At 69.7% G+C, this 16,780-nt stretch carries 18 protein-coding genes; 14 read left to right on the forward strand and 4 right to left on the reverse strand.

The window, feature by feature from the left end; all coding sequences use genetic code 11:
• Positions 1 to 47 precede the first annotated feature (47 nt).
• The 7 genes from ASG88_RS18150 (at position 48) to ASG88_RS18180 (ending at position 7,470) form a co-directional block, all read left to right on the forward strand.
• Positions 48 to 1,001, forward strand: a complete 954-nt coding sequence (locus ASG88_RS18150) for an ABC transporter ATP-binding protein (protein ID WP_056888841.1) — start codon at positions 48 to 50, stop codon at positions 999 to 1,001.
• Positions 998 to 1,993 (forward strand): ABC transporter permease, encoded by a 996-nt coding sequence (locus ASG88_RS18155; RefSeq protein ID WP_056888842.1) that lies wholly within the window; start codon positions 998 to 1,000, stop codon positions 1,991 to 1,993. The genes ASG88_RS18150 and ASG88_RS18155 overlap by 4 nt, the downstream gene beginning before the upstream one ends.
• 67 nt (positions 1,994 to 2,060) lie before the next feature.
• On the forward strand, positions 2,061 to 2,534 hold the full coding sequence (locus ASG88_RS18160; protein WP_056888843.1) for a (2Fe-2S)-binding protein: 474 nt from the start codon (positions 2,061 to 2,063) through the stop codon (positions 2,532 to 2,534).
• 1 nt (position 2,535) lies between these two features.
• A complete protein-coding gene (locus tag ASG88_RS18165) occupies positions 2,536 to 3,555 on the forward strand; it encodes an FAD binding domain-containing protein (protein ID WP_056888844.1) in 1,020 nt (339 codons plus the stop codon).
• Positions 3,552 to 5,705, forward strand: a complete 2,154-nt coding sequence (locus tag ASG88_RS18170) for a xanthine dehydrogenase family protein molybdopterin-binding subunit (RefSeq protein ID WP_056888845.1) — start codon at positions 3,552 to 3,554, stop codon at positions 5,703 to 5,705. The genes ASG88_RS18165 and ASG88_RS18170 overlap by 4 nt, the downstream gene beginning before the upstream one ends.
• A 63-nt stretch (positions 5,706 to 5,768) precedes the next feature.
• Complete coding sequence (lipA, locus tag ASG88_RS18175) at positions 5,769 to 6,713, forward strand: lipoyl synthase (RefSeq protein ID WP_056888846.1); 945 nt, start codon at positions 5,769 to 5,771, stop codon at positions 6,711 to 6,713.
• 52 nt (positions 6,714 to 6,765) lie between these two features.
• On the forward strand, positions 6,766 to 7,470 hold the full coding sequence (locus tag ASG88_RS18180; protein WP_056888847.1) for a DUF4191 domain-containing protein: 705 nt from the start codon (positions 6,766 to 6,768) through the stop codon (positions 7,468 to 7,470).
• Between the two features lie 19 nt (positions 7,471 to 7,489).
• Here the strand turns inward: ASG88_RS18180 and ASG88_RS18185 are convergent, their stop codons facing one another.
• Both ASG88_RS18185 and ASG88_RS18190 read right to left on the reverse strand, forming a co-directional pair.
• Positions 7,490 to 7,885, reverse strand: coding sequence for an RDD family protein (locus tag ASG88_RS18185; protein WP_235534911.1), 396 nt, complete (start codon positions 7,883 to 7,885; stop codon positions 7,490 to 7,492).
• A gap of 36 nt (positions 7,886 to 7,921) precedes the next feature.
• The gene (locus ASG88_RS18190; protein ID WP_056888849.1) at positions 7,922 to 8,710 is read right to left on the reverse strand and encodes a hypothetical protein; all 789 of its coding nucleotides are present in this window, start codon (positions 8,708 to 8,710) and stop codon (positions 7,922 to 7,924) included.
• A 193-nt stretch (positions 8,711 to 8,903) separates the two neighbouring features.
• Here ASG88_RS18190 and glnA point away from each other — a divergent pair, with 193 nt between their 5' ends.
• The 7 genes from glnA (at position 8,904) to ASG88_RS18225 (ending at position 15,304) form a co-directional block, all read left to right on the forward strand.
• On the forward strand, positions 8,904 to 10,334 hold the full coding sequence (glnA, locus tag ASG88_RS18195; protein ID WP_056888850.1) for a type I glutamate--ammonia ligase: 1,431 nt from the start codon (positions 8,904 to 8,906) through the stop codon (positions 10,332 to 10,334).
• 368 nt (positions 10,335 to 10,702) lie between these two features.
• Positions 10,703 to 10,978, forward strand: a complete 276-nt coding sequence (locus tag ASG88_RS18200) for a helix-turn-helix transcriptional regulator (protein WP_082600685.1) — start codon at positions 10,703 to 10,705, stop codon at positions 10,976 to 10,978.
• 159 nt (positions 10,979 to 11,137) lie between these two features.
• Positions 11,138 to 12,271 carry a tyrosine recombinase XerC gene (gene xerC, locus ASG88_RS18205; RefSeq protein WP_235534912.1) on the forward strand — a complete coding sequence of 378 codons (1,134 nt, stop codon included), beginning with the start codon at positions 11,138 to 11,140 and terminating at the stop codon, positions 12,269 to 12,271.
• 267 nt (positions 12,272 to 12,538) lie between these two features.
• Positions 12,539 to 13,174: a hypothetical protein gene (locus ASG88_RS18210; RefSeq protein ID WP_056888853.1), complete on the forward strand. Its 636-nt coding sequence runs from the start codon at positions 12,539 to 12,541 to the stop codon at positions 13,172 to 13,174.
• Positions 13,171 to 13,368 (forward strand): hypothetical protein, encoded by a 198-nt coding sequence (locus ASG88_RS18215; protein ID WP_056888854.1) that lies wholly within the window; start codon positions 13,171 to 13,173, stop codon positions 13,366 to 13,368. Before ASG88_RS18210 ends, ASG88_RS18215 begins: the two co-directional genes overlap by 4 nt.
• Before the next feature lie 171 nt (positions 13,369 to 13,539).
• A complete protein-coding gene (locus ASG88_RS23165) occupies positions 13,540 to 13,893 on the forward strand; it encodes a hypothetical protein (RefSeq protein WP_056888855.1) in 354 nt (117 codons plus the stop codon).
• A 67-nt stretch (positions 13,894 to 13,960) separates the two neighbouring features.
• Positions 13,961 to 15,304, forward strand: coding sequence for an ATP-binding protein (locus ASG88_RS18225; protein ID WP_056888856.1), 1,344 nt, complete (start codon positions 13,961 to 13,963; stop codon positions 15,302 to 15,304).
• A 370-nt stretch (positions 15,305 to 15,674) separates the two neighbouring features.
• On the opposite strand, the gene ASG88_RS18230 is transcribed toward ASG88_RS18225, so the two are convergent.
• Both ASG88_RS18230 and ASG88_RS18235 read right to left on the reverse strand, forming a co-directional pair.
• The gene (locus ASG88_RS18230; protein WP_157559810.1) at positions 15,675 to 16,130 is read right to left on the reverse strand and encodes a DUF3846 domain-containing protein; all 456 of its coding nucleotides are present in this window, start codon (positions 16,128 to 16,130) and stop codon (positions 15,675 to 15,677) included.
• Positions 16,131 to 16,135: 5 nt separating this feature from the next.
• Entirely contained in the window at positions 16,136 to 16,498 is a 363-nt protein-coding gene (locus ASG88_RS18235; RefSeq protein WP_056888858.1) for a hypothetical protein, read from the reverse strand.
• Between the last annotated feature and the right edge of the window lie 282 nt (positions 16,499 to 16,780).

Raw genomic sequence — 16,780 nt, forward strand, 5'->3', positions numbered from 1 at the left:
GTGCGCTCCACGGGGAGGACGCCGAGCGGCGTCCGGGAGGGAGCGCCGTGTCGAGCACGGCCACCGCAGACCTGGTCATCGAGACCCGGGGACTGCGCAAGGAGTTCAGCGGGAGGCGGGGGACGCGCGTCGCGGTCCAGGACCTCGACCTCGCGGTCCCGCGCGGCGGGGTGCACGGCTTCCTCGGGCCCAACGGGTCCGGCAAGACCACCACCATCCGGATGCTGCTCGGTCTGGCCCGCGCCACGCGCGGCGAGATGGCGCTCTTCGGCACCACCGTGCCGTCCGGCTTGCCGCAGGTCATCGACCGGGTCGGCGCCGTCGTGGAGATGCCCAAGTTCCTGCCGCACTTCACCGGTCGGCAGAACCTCACCATCCTGGCCCGGTCCAAGGGCATCGCCGCCGAGCGGGTGGACGCCGCCGTCGACACCGTCGGCCTGACCGGCCGCGACGGGGACCGCTACCGGGCCTACTCGCTCGGCATGAAGCAGCGCCTGGCCATCGCGGCCACGCTGCTCAAGGACCCGCAGCTGCTCATCCTCGACGAGCCGACCAACGGCCTCGACCCCGCCGGCATCCGGGAGATCCGCGAGACCATCCGCACCCTGGGCGAGTCCGGCGTGACGGTGCTGCTCAGCTCGCACATCCTCGCCGAGGTCCAGCAGGTCTGCACCTCGGCCACCATCATCGGCAACGGCCGGCTGCTCGCCTCCGGGCGGGTCGAGGACCTGCTCGGCGCCAGCACGTCGTTCCGCATCGTCGTCGACGACCCGGACGCCGCCCGGCGGGCCCTCGCGGAGGGTCCGTACGACGTCCGCACCGACGGCACGTCGCTGCGCGTCGAGACGCAGGCACCCGCCGCCGAGATCACCCGCACCCTCGGTGAGGCCGGCATCTGGCTGTCCGAGATCGTCTCCGTCCGCCCCGACCTGGAGACCGTGTTCCTCGAGCTCACCTCCCAGGACACGCTCGGCAGCACGCCGGGGGGTGGACAGGCATGAGGCTCCTCGGTGTCGAGCTGACCCGACTGCGGTGGCGTCGCGCCTGCCTGGTGCTCATGATCGCGTCGGTCCTGGTCCCCGCCCTGATCTGGGCGGGCACGGTCTGGGGCACCCGCCCCTACTCCGAGGCCGAGGTCCAGCGGGCCACCGAGCAGGCCCAGGCCCAGCCCGGCTTCGACCAGGAGGTCCGCAGCTGCGAGCGCAAGCCCGAGCAGTACCTCGCTCCCGACCAGCTCCCCGTCGAGGACGAGGCCGACGCCTCCGAGCAGTGCCGGGCGCTCATCACCCAGTGGTGGACCGGCCTCTACCGCGAGCCCCTCGACCTCGAGCGGGAGCTCGAGGGCAGCGGCATCGGCATCGCCATCGTGATGGCGGGGCTGATGATGCTCCTCGGGGCGACCTTCGTCGGCGCCGACTGGGCCAGCGGGTCGATGAGCAACCAGCTGCTCTTCGAGCCCCGACGCCTCCGCGTGTACGCCGCCAAGGCCGGCGCCGTCGTCGTCACCGGGCTGCTGCTGGGTCTCGCCGTCGGGGCACTCTGGTGGGCCGCCCTGGCCGGGGTCGCCAACGCCCGGGACCTCCCGATCGCCGACGGGGTCAGCGGCGAGGTGGGCTGGCAGGTCGTGCGGGGTGCGGTCCTCGTGGCCGGGGCGGGGCTCGCCGGACTGGCCACCACGATGCTCTTCCGCAGCACCGTCGCCACCCTCGGCATCCTCTTCGCCGTGGTCGTCGCCGGCACCTTTCTCATCGCGGTGCTGCCCTTCGAGTCGCCGGAGCGCTGGATGCCGCACCTCAACGTGGTGGCGTGGATCGCCGAGGGGACCGTCTACTACTCCGACGACGCGCAGACCTGCGTCGACGACGGGACCGGGATGGTCTGCTCGGGCGAGCGCGTCCTCAGCGCCGGCGCCGCGGCGGCGTACCTCCTCTCCATCCTGGGCGTCGTGGTCGCCGCGTCGCTGGCGACCTTCACGCGCCGCGACATCCCGTGAGCCTTACCACCCCTCCGACGCTCGGAGGGGTGGTGCAGGAGTCGGACGGCTCTGGTTGGCTCGAGCAATGAGCCACCTCCCCCTGTCCGTCACCGTCAACGGAGAGCAGCAGTCGGTGGACGTGGACCCCCGCCGCTCCCTGCTCGACATGCTGCGCGAGACCCTCGGCCTCACCGGCACCCAGAAGGGCTGCGACCAGGGCGCCTGCGGCGCGTGCACCGTGCACGTCGACGGCCGCCGGGTGCTGTCCTGCCTGACCCTCGCCGCCCAGGTCGACGGCCGCGAGGTCACCACCATCGAGGGCATCGGCACCGCCGAGTCCCTGCACCCGGTGCAGCAGGCCTTCATCGACTGCGACGCGTTCCAGTGCGGTGCGTGCACGGCGGGCCAGGTGATGTCCGCGGCCGCGCTCCTCGAGGAGGACGGCTGGGAGACGGCCGACGACGTGCGCGAGCTGATGAGCGGCAACCTGTGCCGCTGCGGTGCCTACCCACGCATCGTCGACGCCGTCCTGTCCGTCCGCGACGCCCGGGAGGCCTGAGATGCATCCCTTCACCTACACCCGCGTCGACGACGTGGACGCGGCCGTCGCCGCGGTGACGACCGACGCCGTCGCCCGTGCCGTCCAGGTGCCCGAGGACGCGGCCTTCATCGCCGGCGGCACCACCCAGCTCGACCTGATGCGCGACGGCGTCTGGTCGCCGGGCACCCTCGTCGACATCAGCCGGCTGCCCCTCGCCGACATCGAGGTCGAGGACGGGGTCGACGGCACGGTCCTCGTCGTCGGAGCCGCGGTGACGATGGCCGACCTCGCCCGGCACGAGGCCGTCGCGGGGCTCGACGTGCTCCGCGACTCGCTGCTGCTGGCCGCCTCTCCGCAGCTGCGCACGATGGCCACGATCGGTGGCAACGTGCTCCAGCGCACCCGTTGCCGCTACTTCCGTGACCCCACGGTCAGCCAGTGCAACAAGCGCGAGCCCGGCAGCGGCTGCGCGGCAGTCGAGGGCACGGCGCGCATGCACGCCGTCCTCGGCGTCGACGCCGGCTGCATCGCCCTGCACGCCTCCGACCTCGCGGTCGCCCTGGTCGCCCTCGACGCGCGCGTCCGACTGCACGGCCCGGACGGGGTCCGCACGCTGCCCGTCGCCGAGCTGCACGTGCGGGCCGACGACGACCCGGCCCGCGACAACGTCCTGGCGCCCGGCGAGCTGGTCACCCACCTCGAGATCCCGGTCCCCGACGCGCGCACCGGCTACCTCAAGGTGCGCGACCGCGCGTCGTACGAGTTCGCGCTGACGTCGGCCGCAGTCGTCGCCCGCGTCGAGGACGGCGTGCTCGCGCACGTCGCGATCGGGCTCGGCGGGGTGGGCTCGGTCCCCTGGCGCGCCACCCGCGCGGAGGAGGTGCTGCGCGGCCGGCCGGCCTCGCTCGCCCTCTTCGAGGAGGCCGCCGCCGCCGAGCTGGCGGACGCCTTCACCCTGCCCGGCACCGACTTCAAGCCCGAGCTCGCGCGCCGCACCCTGGTGCGCCAGCTCCGCGACGTCACGGAGGTCACCGCATGACGACGACCCAGGCCCCCACCAGCACCGGCGCCCCGGTCATCGGCGCCGGCGTCACCCGCGTCGACGGCCCGCTCAAGGTCACCGGCGCCGTGCCGTACGCCGACGACCTCGCGCCCCGCGACGCCCTCGTCGGCGTCCTGGTCGGCAGCACGATCGCCGCCGGGGAGATCTCGCTGGTCGACACCAGCGACGCGCTCGCCGCCCCCGGTGTCGTCGCGGTGCTGACCCACCACAACGCCCCGGCGGTCACCCGGCCCAACGAGGCGTCGTCCGACGAGCGGGCCCCGATGCCGCCCTTCCAGGACTCCACCGTGCGCTTCCGCGGCGACTACGTCGCGCTCGTCGTCGCCCAGACGCACGAGGAGGCGGCACACGGCGCGTCCCTGCTGCACGTCACCTACGACGCGACCGAGCCCGTCGTCGACCTCAACGACCCCCGGGCCACCCGCGAGACCGACGACCCGGCGGGCGCCGACAGCACCCGCGGCGACCTCGACCGCGGGCTGGCGGCCGCCGACGTGGTGGTCGAGGCCGACTACGTCTCCGGGGACAACACCAACAACCCGCTCGGCCTCTTCGCCGCGTGCGCGCAGTGGGACGGCGACGCCCTGATGATGTGGGCGACGACCCAGTGGCCGTTCAACACCGCCGACTGCCTGGCCGAGGCGTGGGGCATCGCCCGCGAGGACGTCCGGGTCGTGTGCCCCTACCTCGGTGGCGGCTTCGGCTCCGGCCTGCGCCCGTGGCCCTACATCCACGCCGCGGCCATGGCCGCCAAGGTCGTCGACCGGCCGGTGCGGATCGTGCTGAACCGCCCCCAGATGTTCACCGGGGTCGGCCACCGGCCCGAGACGGTCCAGCACGTGCGCCTCGGGGCGCTGCGTGACGGCACCCTGACCGCCGTCGAGCACACCGCGACCATCCCGGTGGCCATGGACGACGACAACCCGGAGAACGTCGTGTCCGGCACCCGTCAGGGCTACGCCGTCGAGCACCTGCGCGCCGACGTCGACCAGGTGCGCCTGCACATCTCGCCACCCGGCTCGATGCGCGCCCCCGGTGAGGCGCAGGGCAACTTCGGCCTGGAGACCGCGCTCGACGAGCTCGCGCTCGAGCTGGGGATAGACCCGGTCGAGCTGCGGATGCGCAACTACGCCCACACCAACCCCGACCAGGACGACCTGCCGTGGTCGAGCAAGGCCCTCGACGAGTGCCTGCGCCGGGGTGCCGAGCTCATCGGCTGGGACGACCGCGACCCGACTCCGCGCTCGATGCGCGAGGGCGACCAGCTGATCGGCTACGGCATGGCCGCGGTCTCGTTCTTCTACTTCCAGCAGCCGTGCACGGTCCGTGTCGTCGTACGCCGCGACGGCAGCGCCGCCGTCCACTGCGCCGCCATGGACATCGGGACCGGCACCTACACCGTGGTCACCCAGGTGGCCGCCGAGCGGCTGGGCCTCGAGCTGGCCGACGTCGAGGTCGTGCTCGGCGACAGCTCCCTACCGGCCTCTCCCCCGGCCGGCGGGTCGGGCCTGGCGATGGCCATCTCCAACGCGACGGCGCGCGCCGTCACCGGCGTGCTCGGCGACCTCGACCTGCCGTCCGCCCCCGGTCGCGATGCACTGTCCCGCGCGGTGGGTGACCGCGACGAGGTCGCCGCCGAAGCCACCGCGGACAAGCCCGACCCGACCGAGGTGGGCATGTCCCCCTCGGGGGCCTTCGGTGCCAAGTTCGCCAAGGTGCGCGTGGACGCCGACCTCGGGCTGGTCCGGGTCGAGCGCCTCGTCTCGGTGATCGACTGCGGGCAGGTGCTCAACGAGCGCACCGCCCGCAGCCAGGTCGTGGGCGGCACGGTCGGTGGCATCGGGCACGCGCTGCTAGAGCACACCACGACCGACCTACACGCCGGGCCGCAGACGGGGCGCATCACCAACGCCCACCTCGCGGACTACCTGATCGCCGTCAACGCCGACGTACCCGACCTGGAGGTCGAGTTCGTCGGCGGTCCGGACCGGCTCAACCCGGTCGGGGTCAAGGGCGTCGGGGAGGTCGGCCTGTGCGGCGTCGCGGCGGCCATCGGCAACGCCGTCCATCACGCCACCGGGCGGCGCATCCGGCGCCTGCCCATCACCCCCGACCTGCTCCTGTGAGTCGTCGGCCCGGTGCCCGGAGGGCGAATTGGGTGCCCTCCGGGCGCGGCGTAGAGTGACGACGTGACTGCACCGGTACCCGAAGGACGCAAGCTCCTCCGCCTGGAGATCCGCAATTCCGAGACGCCGATCGAGCGCAAGCCGGAGTGGATCAAGACCCGGGCCAAGATGGGTCCCGAATACACCGAGCTCCTCAACCTGGTGAAGGGCGAGGGCCTGCACACGGTGTGCCAGTCGGCCGGCTGCCCCAACATCTTCGAGTGCTGGGAGGACCGCGAGGCGACCTTCCTCATCGGCGGCGACCAGTGCACCCGGCGCTGCGACTTCTGCCAGATCGACACCGGCAAGCCGCAGCCCCTGGACCGTGACGAGCCCCGACGGGTCGCCGAGTCCGTGCAGAAGATGGAGCTCAAGTACGCCACGATCACCGGCGTCGCGCGCGACGATCTCCCCGACGGCGGTGCCTGGCTGTACGCCGAGACGGTGCGCGTGATCCACGAGCTCAACCCCGGCACCGGCGTCGAGAACCTCATCCCCGACTTCAACGGCAAGCCCGACCTGCTGCGCGAGGTCTTCGAGTCGCGTCCCGAGGTGCTCGCCCACAACGTCGAGACGGTGCCGCGCATCTTCAAGCGCATCCGCCCGGCGTTCACCTACGAGCGCTCGCTCGACGTCATCACCCAGGCCCGCGACTTCGGGCTGGTGACCAAGTCCAACCTGATCCTGGGCATGGGCGAGACGCGCGAGGAGGTCAGCCAGGCCCTCCGCGACCTCCACGACGCCGGCTGCGAGCTCATCACCATCACCCAGTACCTCCGCCCCTCTCCCCGGCACCACCCCGTCGAGCGCTGGGTCAAGCCCGAGGAGTTCGTCGAGCTCAAGGACGAGGCGGACGAGATCGGTTTCTCCGGCGTGATGTCGGGACCGCTGGTGCGTTCGTCCTACCGGGCCGGTCGGTTGTACCGTCAGGCGATGGACGCGCGCGACACCGCCGGCGCGACCGTCTGACCGTTCCGCACGACCCGTGCATCCAGAATCCGCCCGATAGGTAAAGGCCAGCATGTCGACGCCCGCCACCCCGCCCACCTCACGGCGGCAGCAGTTCATCCAGACCTACCGGATGGCGAAGAAGACCGACCGCACCATCGGGTTGTGGATCTTCGGCGCCTTCATCCTCGGCGCCCTCATGGGCTTCGCGTTCATCTGGTTCCTCCCCGGTGACGGCCTCATCGCCTGGATCATGTCCGGCGTCGGCGCGTTCCTCGTCGGCCTGCTGCTCGCCGTCACGGTCTTCGGGCGCCGTGCGCAGAAGGCGGCGTACGGGCAGATGGAGGGCCAGGTCGGTGCCGCGGCATCCGCGCTCACCATGCTGCGCCGCGGCTGGAAGACCGACCCGGTGGTCGGCTTCAACCGCCAGCAGGACGTCGTGCACCGCGTCGTCGGCCCGCCCGGCATCGTGCTCGTGGGCGAGGGCAACCCGACCCGGTTGCGCCAGCTGATGGCCAACGAGCGCCGCAAGCACGAGCGGGTGCTGCCCGAGACCCCGATCCACGAGGTCGTCTGCGGCAACGGCGAGGGCGAGGTCCCGCTCCCCAAGCTCGTCAAGCACGTGACCAAGCTCGGCAAGAACCTCAAGCCCGCCGACATCACCGACGTGCGCAACCGCCTCAAGGCGATCGACGCCCAGCGCGGCACCGTCCCCCTGCCCAAGGGCCCGGTCCCCACGTCGATGAAGGGCATGCGCGGCCAGCAGCGCGGTCGCTGACCCAGGTCTCAGCCAGCGCTCAGCCCGACGAGGCGGCCTTCAGGTCATCCAGCCGGGCCGTGCGCGAGCCCGCCGCGATGTCGTGCAGTCCGCGCCCGTCCGGCCGGAAGACCAGCGGCGGGATGACCACCGCCACGAGCAGCTGTCGCAGCACGCAGCGCAGCAGGGACACCGGTCCGTAGGACCCGTCGTTGCGTACGACGCGCAGCCGCGTGGCCAGCTTGCCGAACGACCCGCCGGCGACCGCGGTGAAGACGGCCGACTCCGCGACGAAGAGGCCCAGGACGTACCAGCTCGACATCGGGTCCTCGCTCCAGGACCGCGGTCCGATGAGCGCGACCACGACCAGCGTGCAGGCGAGCCAGTCGACGACGAGGGCGAGGATGCGGCGTCCCCAGGAGGCGGTCTCGATCACGGGTCCCAGCGTAGGTGGACCACCGCAGCCGACCGGTCAGCGGACCGGCTTCGCCCCCTCCGGCGCGGTGACCTCGACCGGCTCGTCCCAGGCACTCCAGCCGACCTGCGCTGAGCGGGCCGCGTCGTCGCCGACCTGGTAGGCCAGCTGGACGGGGCGGGAGTCCTCGTCGATCCACAGCTCGGCGTCGAGCTCGGCAGGCACGTCCATCACCCGGTAGATCGACTGCTCCGGCAGCGCGGCCAGCCACGCCTCGGTGTCGAGGGTGACGTCGTAGCGGGTGGCGTCCTCCCCCGCCACCTCGTCCGTCGTCCCCTCGCCGACGTCGGTCACCCCGGCCTCGAGCGCGGCCAGCTCGGCCGGCACGTCGATGGCCAGCAGGATCGGCACCACCCCGGCGTCGAAGCCCTCGGCACCCTGCAGGCGCGGGTCGTCCTCCTCGAGGTAGCGCCACTGGTCGTTCGCGGCGGCCCCGCCGACGTAGACCCGGCCGCCGACGCGGCGTACCTCCAGACCGGCACCGGTCTGGTCGCCGGTCACGGCGGACAGGACCGGCTCCTCGCCCCAGCTGACGTCCACCTCGACGTCGTCCGGTGACTCCTTGGTCCCCAGCGTGACGTGGACCGACTCGGCGTCGGCGACGGCGTCCTGCACCGCCGGCAGCAGCGTCTCGGTGTCGTACGCCGCGGGGTCGCCGGCCGCGTCCCCCGCGTCCCCCTCGCCGCCGTCGTCGCTGCCGCTGCAGGCGCTCAACCCCAGCACGCAGGTGGCGAGGGCGGCGGTGACGAGGGACGTCGTACGGGCGGGGCGGAGGCGGGACAGCATGGTGACGACCCTAGGAGGCACCCGGGAACCGACCGCTGGCCGGGACATCTGTTACATCGGCGAAACAAACGGGATACGGTCGAGAAACCGCCCGTGCGTAGTTTCGCGGGCATCCGGTGCAACGGTGCGCCGTACTCCACGTCGGTTCCACACACTTCGGTGCGCGACCCGCGGGTCCCACCCAGGAGGACGCATGTTCAGCAACAGCGACGAGCTGCTCAAGTACATCAAGGACGAGGGCGTCGAGATGGTCGACGTCCGCTTCTGTGACCTGCCCGGTGTGATGCAGCACTTCACTGTGCCCGTGTCCTCGTTCGACCAGTCGGTCTTCGACGACGGTCTCGCCTTCGACGGCTCCTCGATCCGCGGCTTCCAGGCCATCCACGAGTCCGACATGTCGCTGTTCCCGGACGTGACCACGGCCTACATCGATCCCTTCCGCGTCTCCAAGACGCTGGTGGTCAACTTCTTCATCCACGACCCGATCACGGGCGAGGCCTACTCGCGCGACCCGCGCAACATCGCCAAGAAGGCGATGGCCTACCTCGCCTCCACCGGCATCGGCGACACCGCCTACTTCGCCCCCGAGGCCGAGTTCTACGTCTTCGACAGCGTCCGGTTCGCCACGTCGCAGAACGAGGGCTACTACCACATCGACTCCGAGGCGGGCGCCTGGAACTCCGGCACCGCCGGCACCGAGGACAACCCCAACCGCGGCTACAAGGTGAAGTACAAGGGCGGCTACTTCCCCGTCGCGCCCTACGACCACTTCGGCGAGCTGCGCGACGAGATGGTCATCGAGCTCGAGAAGTCCGGCCTGCTCGTCGAGCGCGCCCACCACGAGGTCGGCACCGCCGGCCAGGCGGAGATCAACTACAAGTTCGACGAGCTGCTCAAGGCCGCCGACGACGTGATGAAGTTCAAGTACATCATCAAGAACACGGCCTGGCGCAACGGCAAGTCGGCGACCTTCATGCCCAAGCCGATCTTCGGCGACAACGGCTCCGGCATGCACTGCCACCAGTCGATCTGGAAGGACGGCGAGCCGCTCTTCTACGACGAGACCGGGTACGCCGGGCTGTCCGACACCGCGCGCCACTACATCGGCGGCATCCTCAAGCACGCCCCGTCGCTGCTGGCCTTCACCAACCCGACGGTCAACTCCTACCACCGCCTGGTCCCCGGCTTCGAGGCCCCGATCTCGCTGGTCTACAGCCAGCGCAACCGCTCGGCCTGCGTGCGCATCCCGATCACGGGCGCCAACCCCAAGGCCAAGCGCGTCGAGTTCCGCTGCCCCGACCCGTCTGCCAACCCCTACCTCGCCTTCTCGGCGCTGCTGCTGGCCGGCATCGACGGCATCCAGAACAAGATCGAGCCGCCGGCGCCGATCGACAAGGACATCTACGAGCTGCCGCCGGACGAGATGGCCGACATCGACCAGGTCCCCACGTCGCTCAACGCGGTCATGGACAACCTGGAGAGGGACCACGAGTTCCTCACGGCGGGCAACGTCTTCACGCCCGACCTGATCGAGACCTGGATCGACTACAAGCGCACCAACGAGATCCTGCCCGTTCAGCTGCGGCCGCACCCGCACGAGTTCGAGCTGTACTACGACATCTAACCGGGCCTCCGGCCGCGGTCATTCGGCAACGCCGAACGACCGCAAAGAACAGCCGCTGACCTGCACAAACGCCGCCGAGCGACCTTTTGGTCGTTCGGCGGCGTTTGCTGTTGGTAGCCGCTCGTCTGTTACAAATCCGGTACAAATATGGGTAGCGCCATCCGCTGCCACACGGTCCCCAGGAGCCGCTCCGGGTAGGTCGGTTGCCCGAGCCACCAGCCTCGCATCGCACGGGTTCGGCGACCATCGGCGCGATGCCCGAGCCATCTTGCTGCCACATCATTTCCCCGACGTGATCGCTCCCATGCCGCCGTCGGACATAGGTGCCCGTAGACCAACTGTCCGTCAACGCTGCGAGGAGGGGCTTGATGATGGCAACGAACTCGAACGTGCCGGCTATGGAACCGGGAATCTTTGGGCCGCGGCGGCGCGGAGGCCGCGGCAACCGGGCACCCAGGCTTGTCGACGCCCAGGAGCTGTGGGACATCGAAGATGTCGCGTCCTACCTTGGCGTGACCAAGCAGACCATCTACTCCTGGCGGACGACGGGCTACGGCCCGGCCGGCTTCCGCGTCGGAAAGCACCTGCGCTGGCGGGCAGCAACCGTGATCAATTGGACGGTGCAACTCGAGGAGAATCAGTGATGCCGAGGGGCCTTCAGCCTCACGCGGAATCGGTTCCAGCGCCACCAGGCCGCAGATGCTCGTCAGCATTGCTGACCACCCGGTCGGAGTCTGCCAAGGACAGCCATGGCCAGCGTTAGTCCCGGTAGGCCAGCGGACGACGGGAGCCCGCGTTACGTTGTGAACTATCGAGATCCCGAGGGGCGGCAGCGCCGCAAGACCTTCAGACGCAAAGCCGAGGCGATCGCGTTCCGCAATACGGTTGAGGCCGACAAGCTCCGTGGAACCTACCTCGATGTCGACGCCGGCAGGATCTCGTTTCGGGCCTATGCCGAGGAGTGGCTCGACAGCCGGACCTTCAGTCCACTGACCTATGAGGCGACGGAGTTGCGACTCAGGCTCCACGTGTTCCCGACGCTGGGACACCTCGAACTGCGCCAGATCAAGCCGTCGACGATTCAGAAGCTCCTGCGATCGATGGAGATGGCCGAGACCTACCGGCGCGTCATCTTCTCCAACGTGTCTGCCATCTTCTCGGCTGCGGTCGACGACGACATGATTGCCAAGAATCCGTGCAAGGCCAGTTCAGTGACAAGGCCCGCAACGTCGCGCCGCAAGGTGGCCCCTTGGCCGTCCGAATGGGTCTCCTCCATGCACGACGCGCTTCCGCCCCAATACAGAATCGCAGTCACGTTAGGTTCGGGGCTGGGACTACGCCAAGGCGAGGTATTCGGGCTCGCGGTCGAGGACATCGACTTCCTCCGCGGGGTCGTCGAGGTCAGGCGACAAGTCAAGGTGTTCGGAGGAAACCGCCTCGTCTTTGGCCTGCCGAAAGGCGATAAGACCCGCACCGTCCCCCTGCCCGAAAGCGTCGCAACGGAACTCAGCAGCCACCTCGCGACCTACCCGCGACGTAGCGTCACGCTCCCGTGGGGAACGCCCCAGGCGAACACGAAATCGAGCGCAGGACTGATACTCACCACACGCGAGCGTTCCGCCCTCAACCGCAACTACTTCAACACACGGCTGTGGAAGCCCGGCCAAGCCCATGCGGGCATCGAGCAATCGCGTGACAACGGCATGCACGCCCTACGCCATTGGTACGCCTCCGTGCTCCTAGACGCCGGCGAATCGATTCGCGCTGTGTCCGAGTACCTCGGCCACAGCGACCCCGGCTTCACCTTGCGCACCTACACCCATCTCATGCCCAGCAGCACGGAGCGAACCCGGGCAGCAGTGGATGCGGCCTTTGCAGCCGGGCGCCACCTGGGAGAAAGGGCCGACAGAGAACTCGAGCAACCCTCTCGCGGCTAGCGGGCGCCAGCCCGGCAACCCAAGGTTGACCGGACTAGCGCAGCGATATCCTGACCGCCACCTTGACATCACCCACTCTCGGCCGCGGATCGCCTCCGGCTTCCAGGACTCCAGCCCGCCCGACCCAACCTGTCACCTGTTCGTGCAGCTCTGACCAGCCCCTACGACACCCGGCGCGATCGGCGCTGACGTCCCTTCGCACCTGGATGGCAGAATCCCGGTGATGACTACGCCAGACTCCTACTCCACTGCGGCCGGCTGATCGGGGTGGCCGCACGATCCTGGCGCGACAAGCGCATCTACGACCTCCTGGCGGCCATCTCCGACCTCGGCATGGCGATGTCCCGCTCCGCTGCCGGCGAGTTGCTCGACGAACGGGTGCAATTCGTCGCCGAGCAGATGCGCGTCACAGACACCACAGCCCGCCGGTACCTCACCGACGACGCCCTCGCCGGCATGGCCAGGGAGATCGTCTTCGGCTTCGTGGAAGAGACACCAGGTGCGGACCTGATGAGCGCACCGCGGACCGCCGCGGTTCCCGTTAGGTTCGCCGGCCGGGTCTTCGCGGGGTTGGGCGAGGTCGTCCGCATCCTCCTCGTCGAGCGCGACGACCTCGAGCACACCCGCGATCGGGTGGCTCAGATCGCACACGCGCAGAGCTATCTCGGACTGCTGGTCCACGACCAGGTGGCCACCACAGGCTTCTACAACGAGCCTTCGGTCCAGATGCCCCCGGCGCTTCTCCTGCGCGTGGCGCGCATCCTGGAGACCGCCGCAGACCTGGTAGAGGACGGCCTGATCGGCTACCAGGTCGATCCGGAGGAGAGCGCCGGGCTCCCATCAGCACTCCGCCGCGACGTTCGCCTGATGCGCACTATGGCCGGGCAGAAGTCGAGCACGTGACCGAGACCGCAGCACGAGTCCTCACCCTGTACACCACGGTGCAGGAGATCCCGCTCGACCACCGCGGCGGCTACACCCTCGGCCGGGACGAGTTGACCGTCGAGGACTCCGACTACGACCAGGCACTCGCGGCCGCCCGACGCCGCGTTCCTGACGGGTGGCGAATCATCGCCCTGCGAGTCGAGCGCACCTAGCAGCGGATCCGATGCCGCCCGTGCCGCTCCCGCCGGTGCGTTGCGCGTTCTGCGGCACGACGGCGCCGAACCTGTCGGCCACCGCCCGCCGCCTAGCTGGCGAAAGCCCTCGCACAGCTGATCGCTCCCAAGGTCCGGGATCACATAGGTGACCAAGCAGAGGAGGACCCAATGAGAACGTCACCCGCGGAGCAGCCGGGCTCCGACATCGTCACCTTCACCCAGCAGGGCGACCGCGCCCTCGATCGCCTCGCCGCCGACCTGGTCGACCGCTGCGACGGCTCCACCGCCAGCATCGCCGACATCCTCGAGCAGGTGCTGTCGGCCGACATCGCCGAGCTTGCCGACAACCTCGGCGAATCCCTCGTCGCCGGCGAGGCCGGCCCTGCCCCCGAGAGTCCCGATAATGCAGCCCGTCGACGCATCGGGGCCAACCGGTCCATTGCCGGCGGCGGTCCTCCTCCGCCAACCAGGATCGGCCGTGACACGCCGGTCACACGCGCGAGAACTCCTCCGGCCCGGTGAGCCAGCTGCGACCTATACTGACCTAGAAAACCCTCTAAATCTAGGTGAGTCTAGGAAGGTGGCGCGGGTGGATCAGAGCCCGTACACGCCCGGTGCTGGCCACAACCCGCCCGTCCTGGCAGGACGCGACGGCCTTCTCCGTGACTGGCACTTGGTGCTCAACGACATCGTCACGGGTGGCCGCGTCCGTGCCCAGGACATGATCCTTGCCGGCCCGCGCGGTGTGGGGAAGACCGTCACGGTGAGCGCGTTCGCGGACCTGGCGAAGGAGCAAGGCTTCGAGGTGGTCAACCTCCAGGCTGTGTCGGGCCACGCTGGTCTGGTAGAGGCGCTGCTCCAGCGCGCTCGCACCCGCATGGCCGAGGAAGCCGGCCCATGGCAGCGCGCCCGCAAAGCCTTCGAGCGGATCGGTGGGGTCAACCTCAGCATCGCGGGCATCGGTGCCGGGATCTCGACTCGCCAGTCCGACGCCGCAGCACCAGGCTTGGACGCGGGAACGCTCGCTGACGCCCTGGCCACGCTCGCGGCCGAGGTCCGCAAGGACGCCCACAGCGGCGGCCTGCTGATCACCGTCGATGAGCTCCAGGTCGCCTCTGGGCCCGACCTCGCCCTGCTCGCGGCGACGCTACACCGACTCAACGTCGACCACCCCTCCGCGCCGGTCCTGTTCGCCGGCACCGGACTGCCCTTCACCCCCGATGCGCTCCGCAAGGCTGGCGTGACCCACCCTGACCGCCTCTTCGTGCTGGAGCCCATCCCCCTCACCCTCGAACCCGATGACGCCCGTTACGCCGTGGTGGAGCCAGCACGCCAGGCCGGTGTCGCGTGGACCCCCGAGGCGGCGGCAGCCGTGGTCGAGGCCAGCAACGGCTACCCGGCCCACCTGCAGCTGTTCGCCCACGCCATCTGGATATCCGCGCCCGGGCCCGACCAGATCACCCTCCGCGACGTCGAAACCGCACTCCCCCAGATCGCCGACATGCTCGAGCGCCGCACCCTTGGCCCCCGCTGGGACCGAATCAGCGATCGACAGATGGAGTTCCTTGCCGCCCTCGCTCTGCATGGCGGGCGCGCCTCGACAGCGGCGATCGCCAAGACTCTCGGTCGCTCCCAGCAAGAGCTGTCCTGGCTCCGTGAGGAGCTCATCGAGGAGGGCGACGTCTACGCACCCAAGCGCGGTCAACTGGCTATGGCGGTCCCGCTCTTCAACCGCTACGTTCTGAGCCACTACGAACGCACGCGGCCCGAGGCAGCAACCGAACTGCTGAGCCTGCAGAAGATGATCGCGAACGCCGGGCTGGATCCCTCAGCAGCGCACGCGGGCCCGGACATGCTGCGCCGAAGCGAGCAGAACGAAACCCGCCAGTTGCCACCGCCCAGCGGCGGATCTGGGCGGCGGCCGCATTCCTGACGGGCAGCGCGCACCGCTACCGAACGGTGGTGGCATAACAGACTTGGAGCGGGCCGACACGGACCGCGACAGCCCACGCGCCGCTGGAGCTTGGCGGTGAGCCTGCCGCAGCATGGGAACTGTCACGTCGGGCAGCAGCGCGGAAAGGGGCTGCGGCGGCGCGACGTCGGTCGATAGGCCTCGACATCCTGGGGGCGTTGAACCACGCGGCGGCGGACATCGCGACGCGCCGCGCGATCAGGGCCGCTTTGTCGTCCATGGCTGCTCAGCCTCCCGCCCCGCAGGCGTGGAGGGAAGCCCTTCCCCCCGTTGTCCACAGGCTCGACGCCGGCGGCGGGCGCCGTCTGGTGAGATCCGCGAGACTCAAGTCCTACCGCCGGTGCATGCAGAGCTCGATCGCCCAGAGGGCGGCTTCGAAGAAGTCATCGAAGTCGGCCTCGTTGCGATGCCATTTGGGCGAGTCGACAACCTGCAACTCGACGCCGAATGTCTTGCCGGTGCTGAATAGGAGCATCCACGTTGATTTCGGCACGTCACGCGTCTCTCCGTCCTCGGTGTCGGGGCCGATCAGTACGGCTGGGCCGTTGATGCAGTCGACCTGGCGGGCCGGCGGCTGGTGCAGCCACCAGAACAACGTGGCCCTGCGGTTCATGGGGGTCCCCATGAGCTTGGCTTCGTCGTGACCAAGGAAGGCCATCCCGTCGAGTCCGACGCTGATTGCCTCGACGTAGCCGCCGACGGCTCGCTGGTAGTCCTGGAGGCTGTCAAACCTCATCAGGACCCGTGGCTCTCGCTCATCGAGCGGGAAAGAGATGCCGAGAGGCATCGCGATCACCTCTTTCGTAGGCGCTGCTCCCCAGTCCGGATGACTGGGGAGTTCCACCTGCGGGGGTGAGAGGCGGAGCCCTCCTTGGCGCCATCCCCGCTGAAGATCGCGGCGATAGCGTTGCGGCGGGTCTGAGCTTCGCGCTCGATGTCCGCCCTGACCGCCTCGGCCTTCTTGAGCACCTCGGGATCGGACTTGGTCCGATCGATCCAGTGCTCCAGGGCCAGGCGGATCTCCTCGGTGGCGCTGCGGCCGGTGAGCTGGGCGATGATGTCCAGCTGGGCCCGCAGGTCCTCCGTGATCCGGACAGCCAGCGTCCTGAGCTGTCCTCCGGTGCCTGCCGCAGCAGGCGGCGAGTGCTCACTCATGTGAGCCACCTCCTCGGGTGATGCGACCGACCAACGCGCGATTCGCGTTGATTCAGCCGCAGAGGACCGACGAGGGCGAAGTCCAGAGAGCACGCGTAGTGCTGACTTCACGCATCCTTTATGCACGAGTGCTGCGTAAAGTCAACAAAATCAATAGACATGCTATTATTCGTGTCGATCTTCTAAACTTGGGTCAGATGCTCGTCCCCAAGTCCCCGTACGACCTGGCCGTTATCGCTCCCGACTCGATGCAGTGCTGGTCTTCCCTACCCCGGGTAACGC

Source organism: Nocardioides sp. Soil777 (genome assembly GCF_001428425.1).
Classification (GTDB): Bacteria; Actinomycetota; Actinomycetes; order Propionibacteriales; family Nocardioidaceae; genus Nocardioides; species Nocardioides terrigena.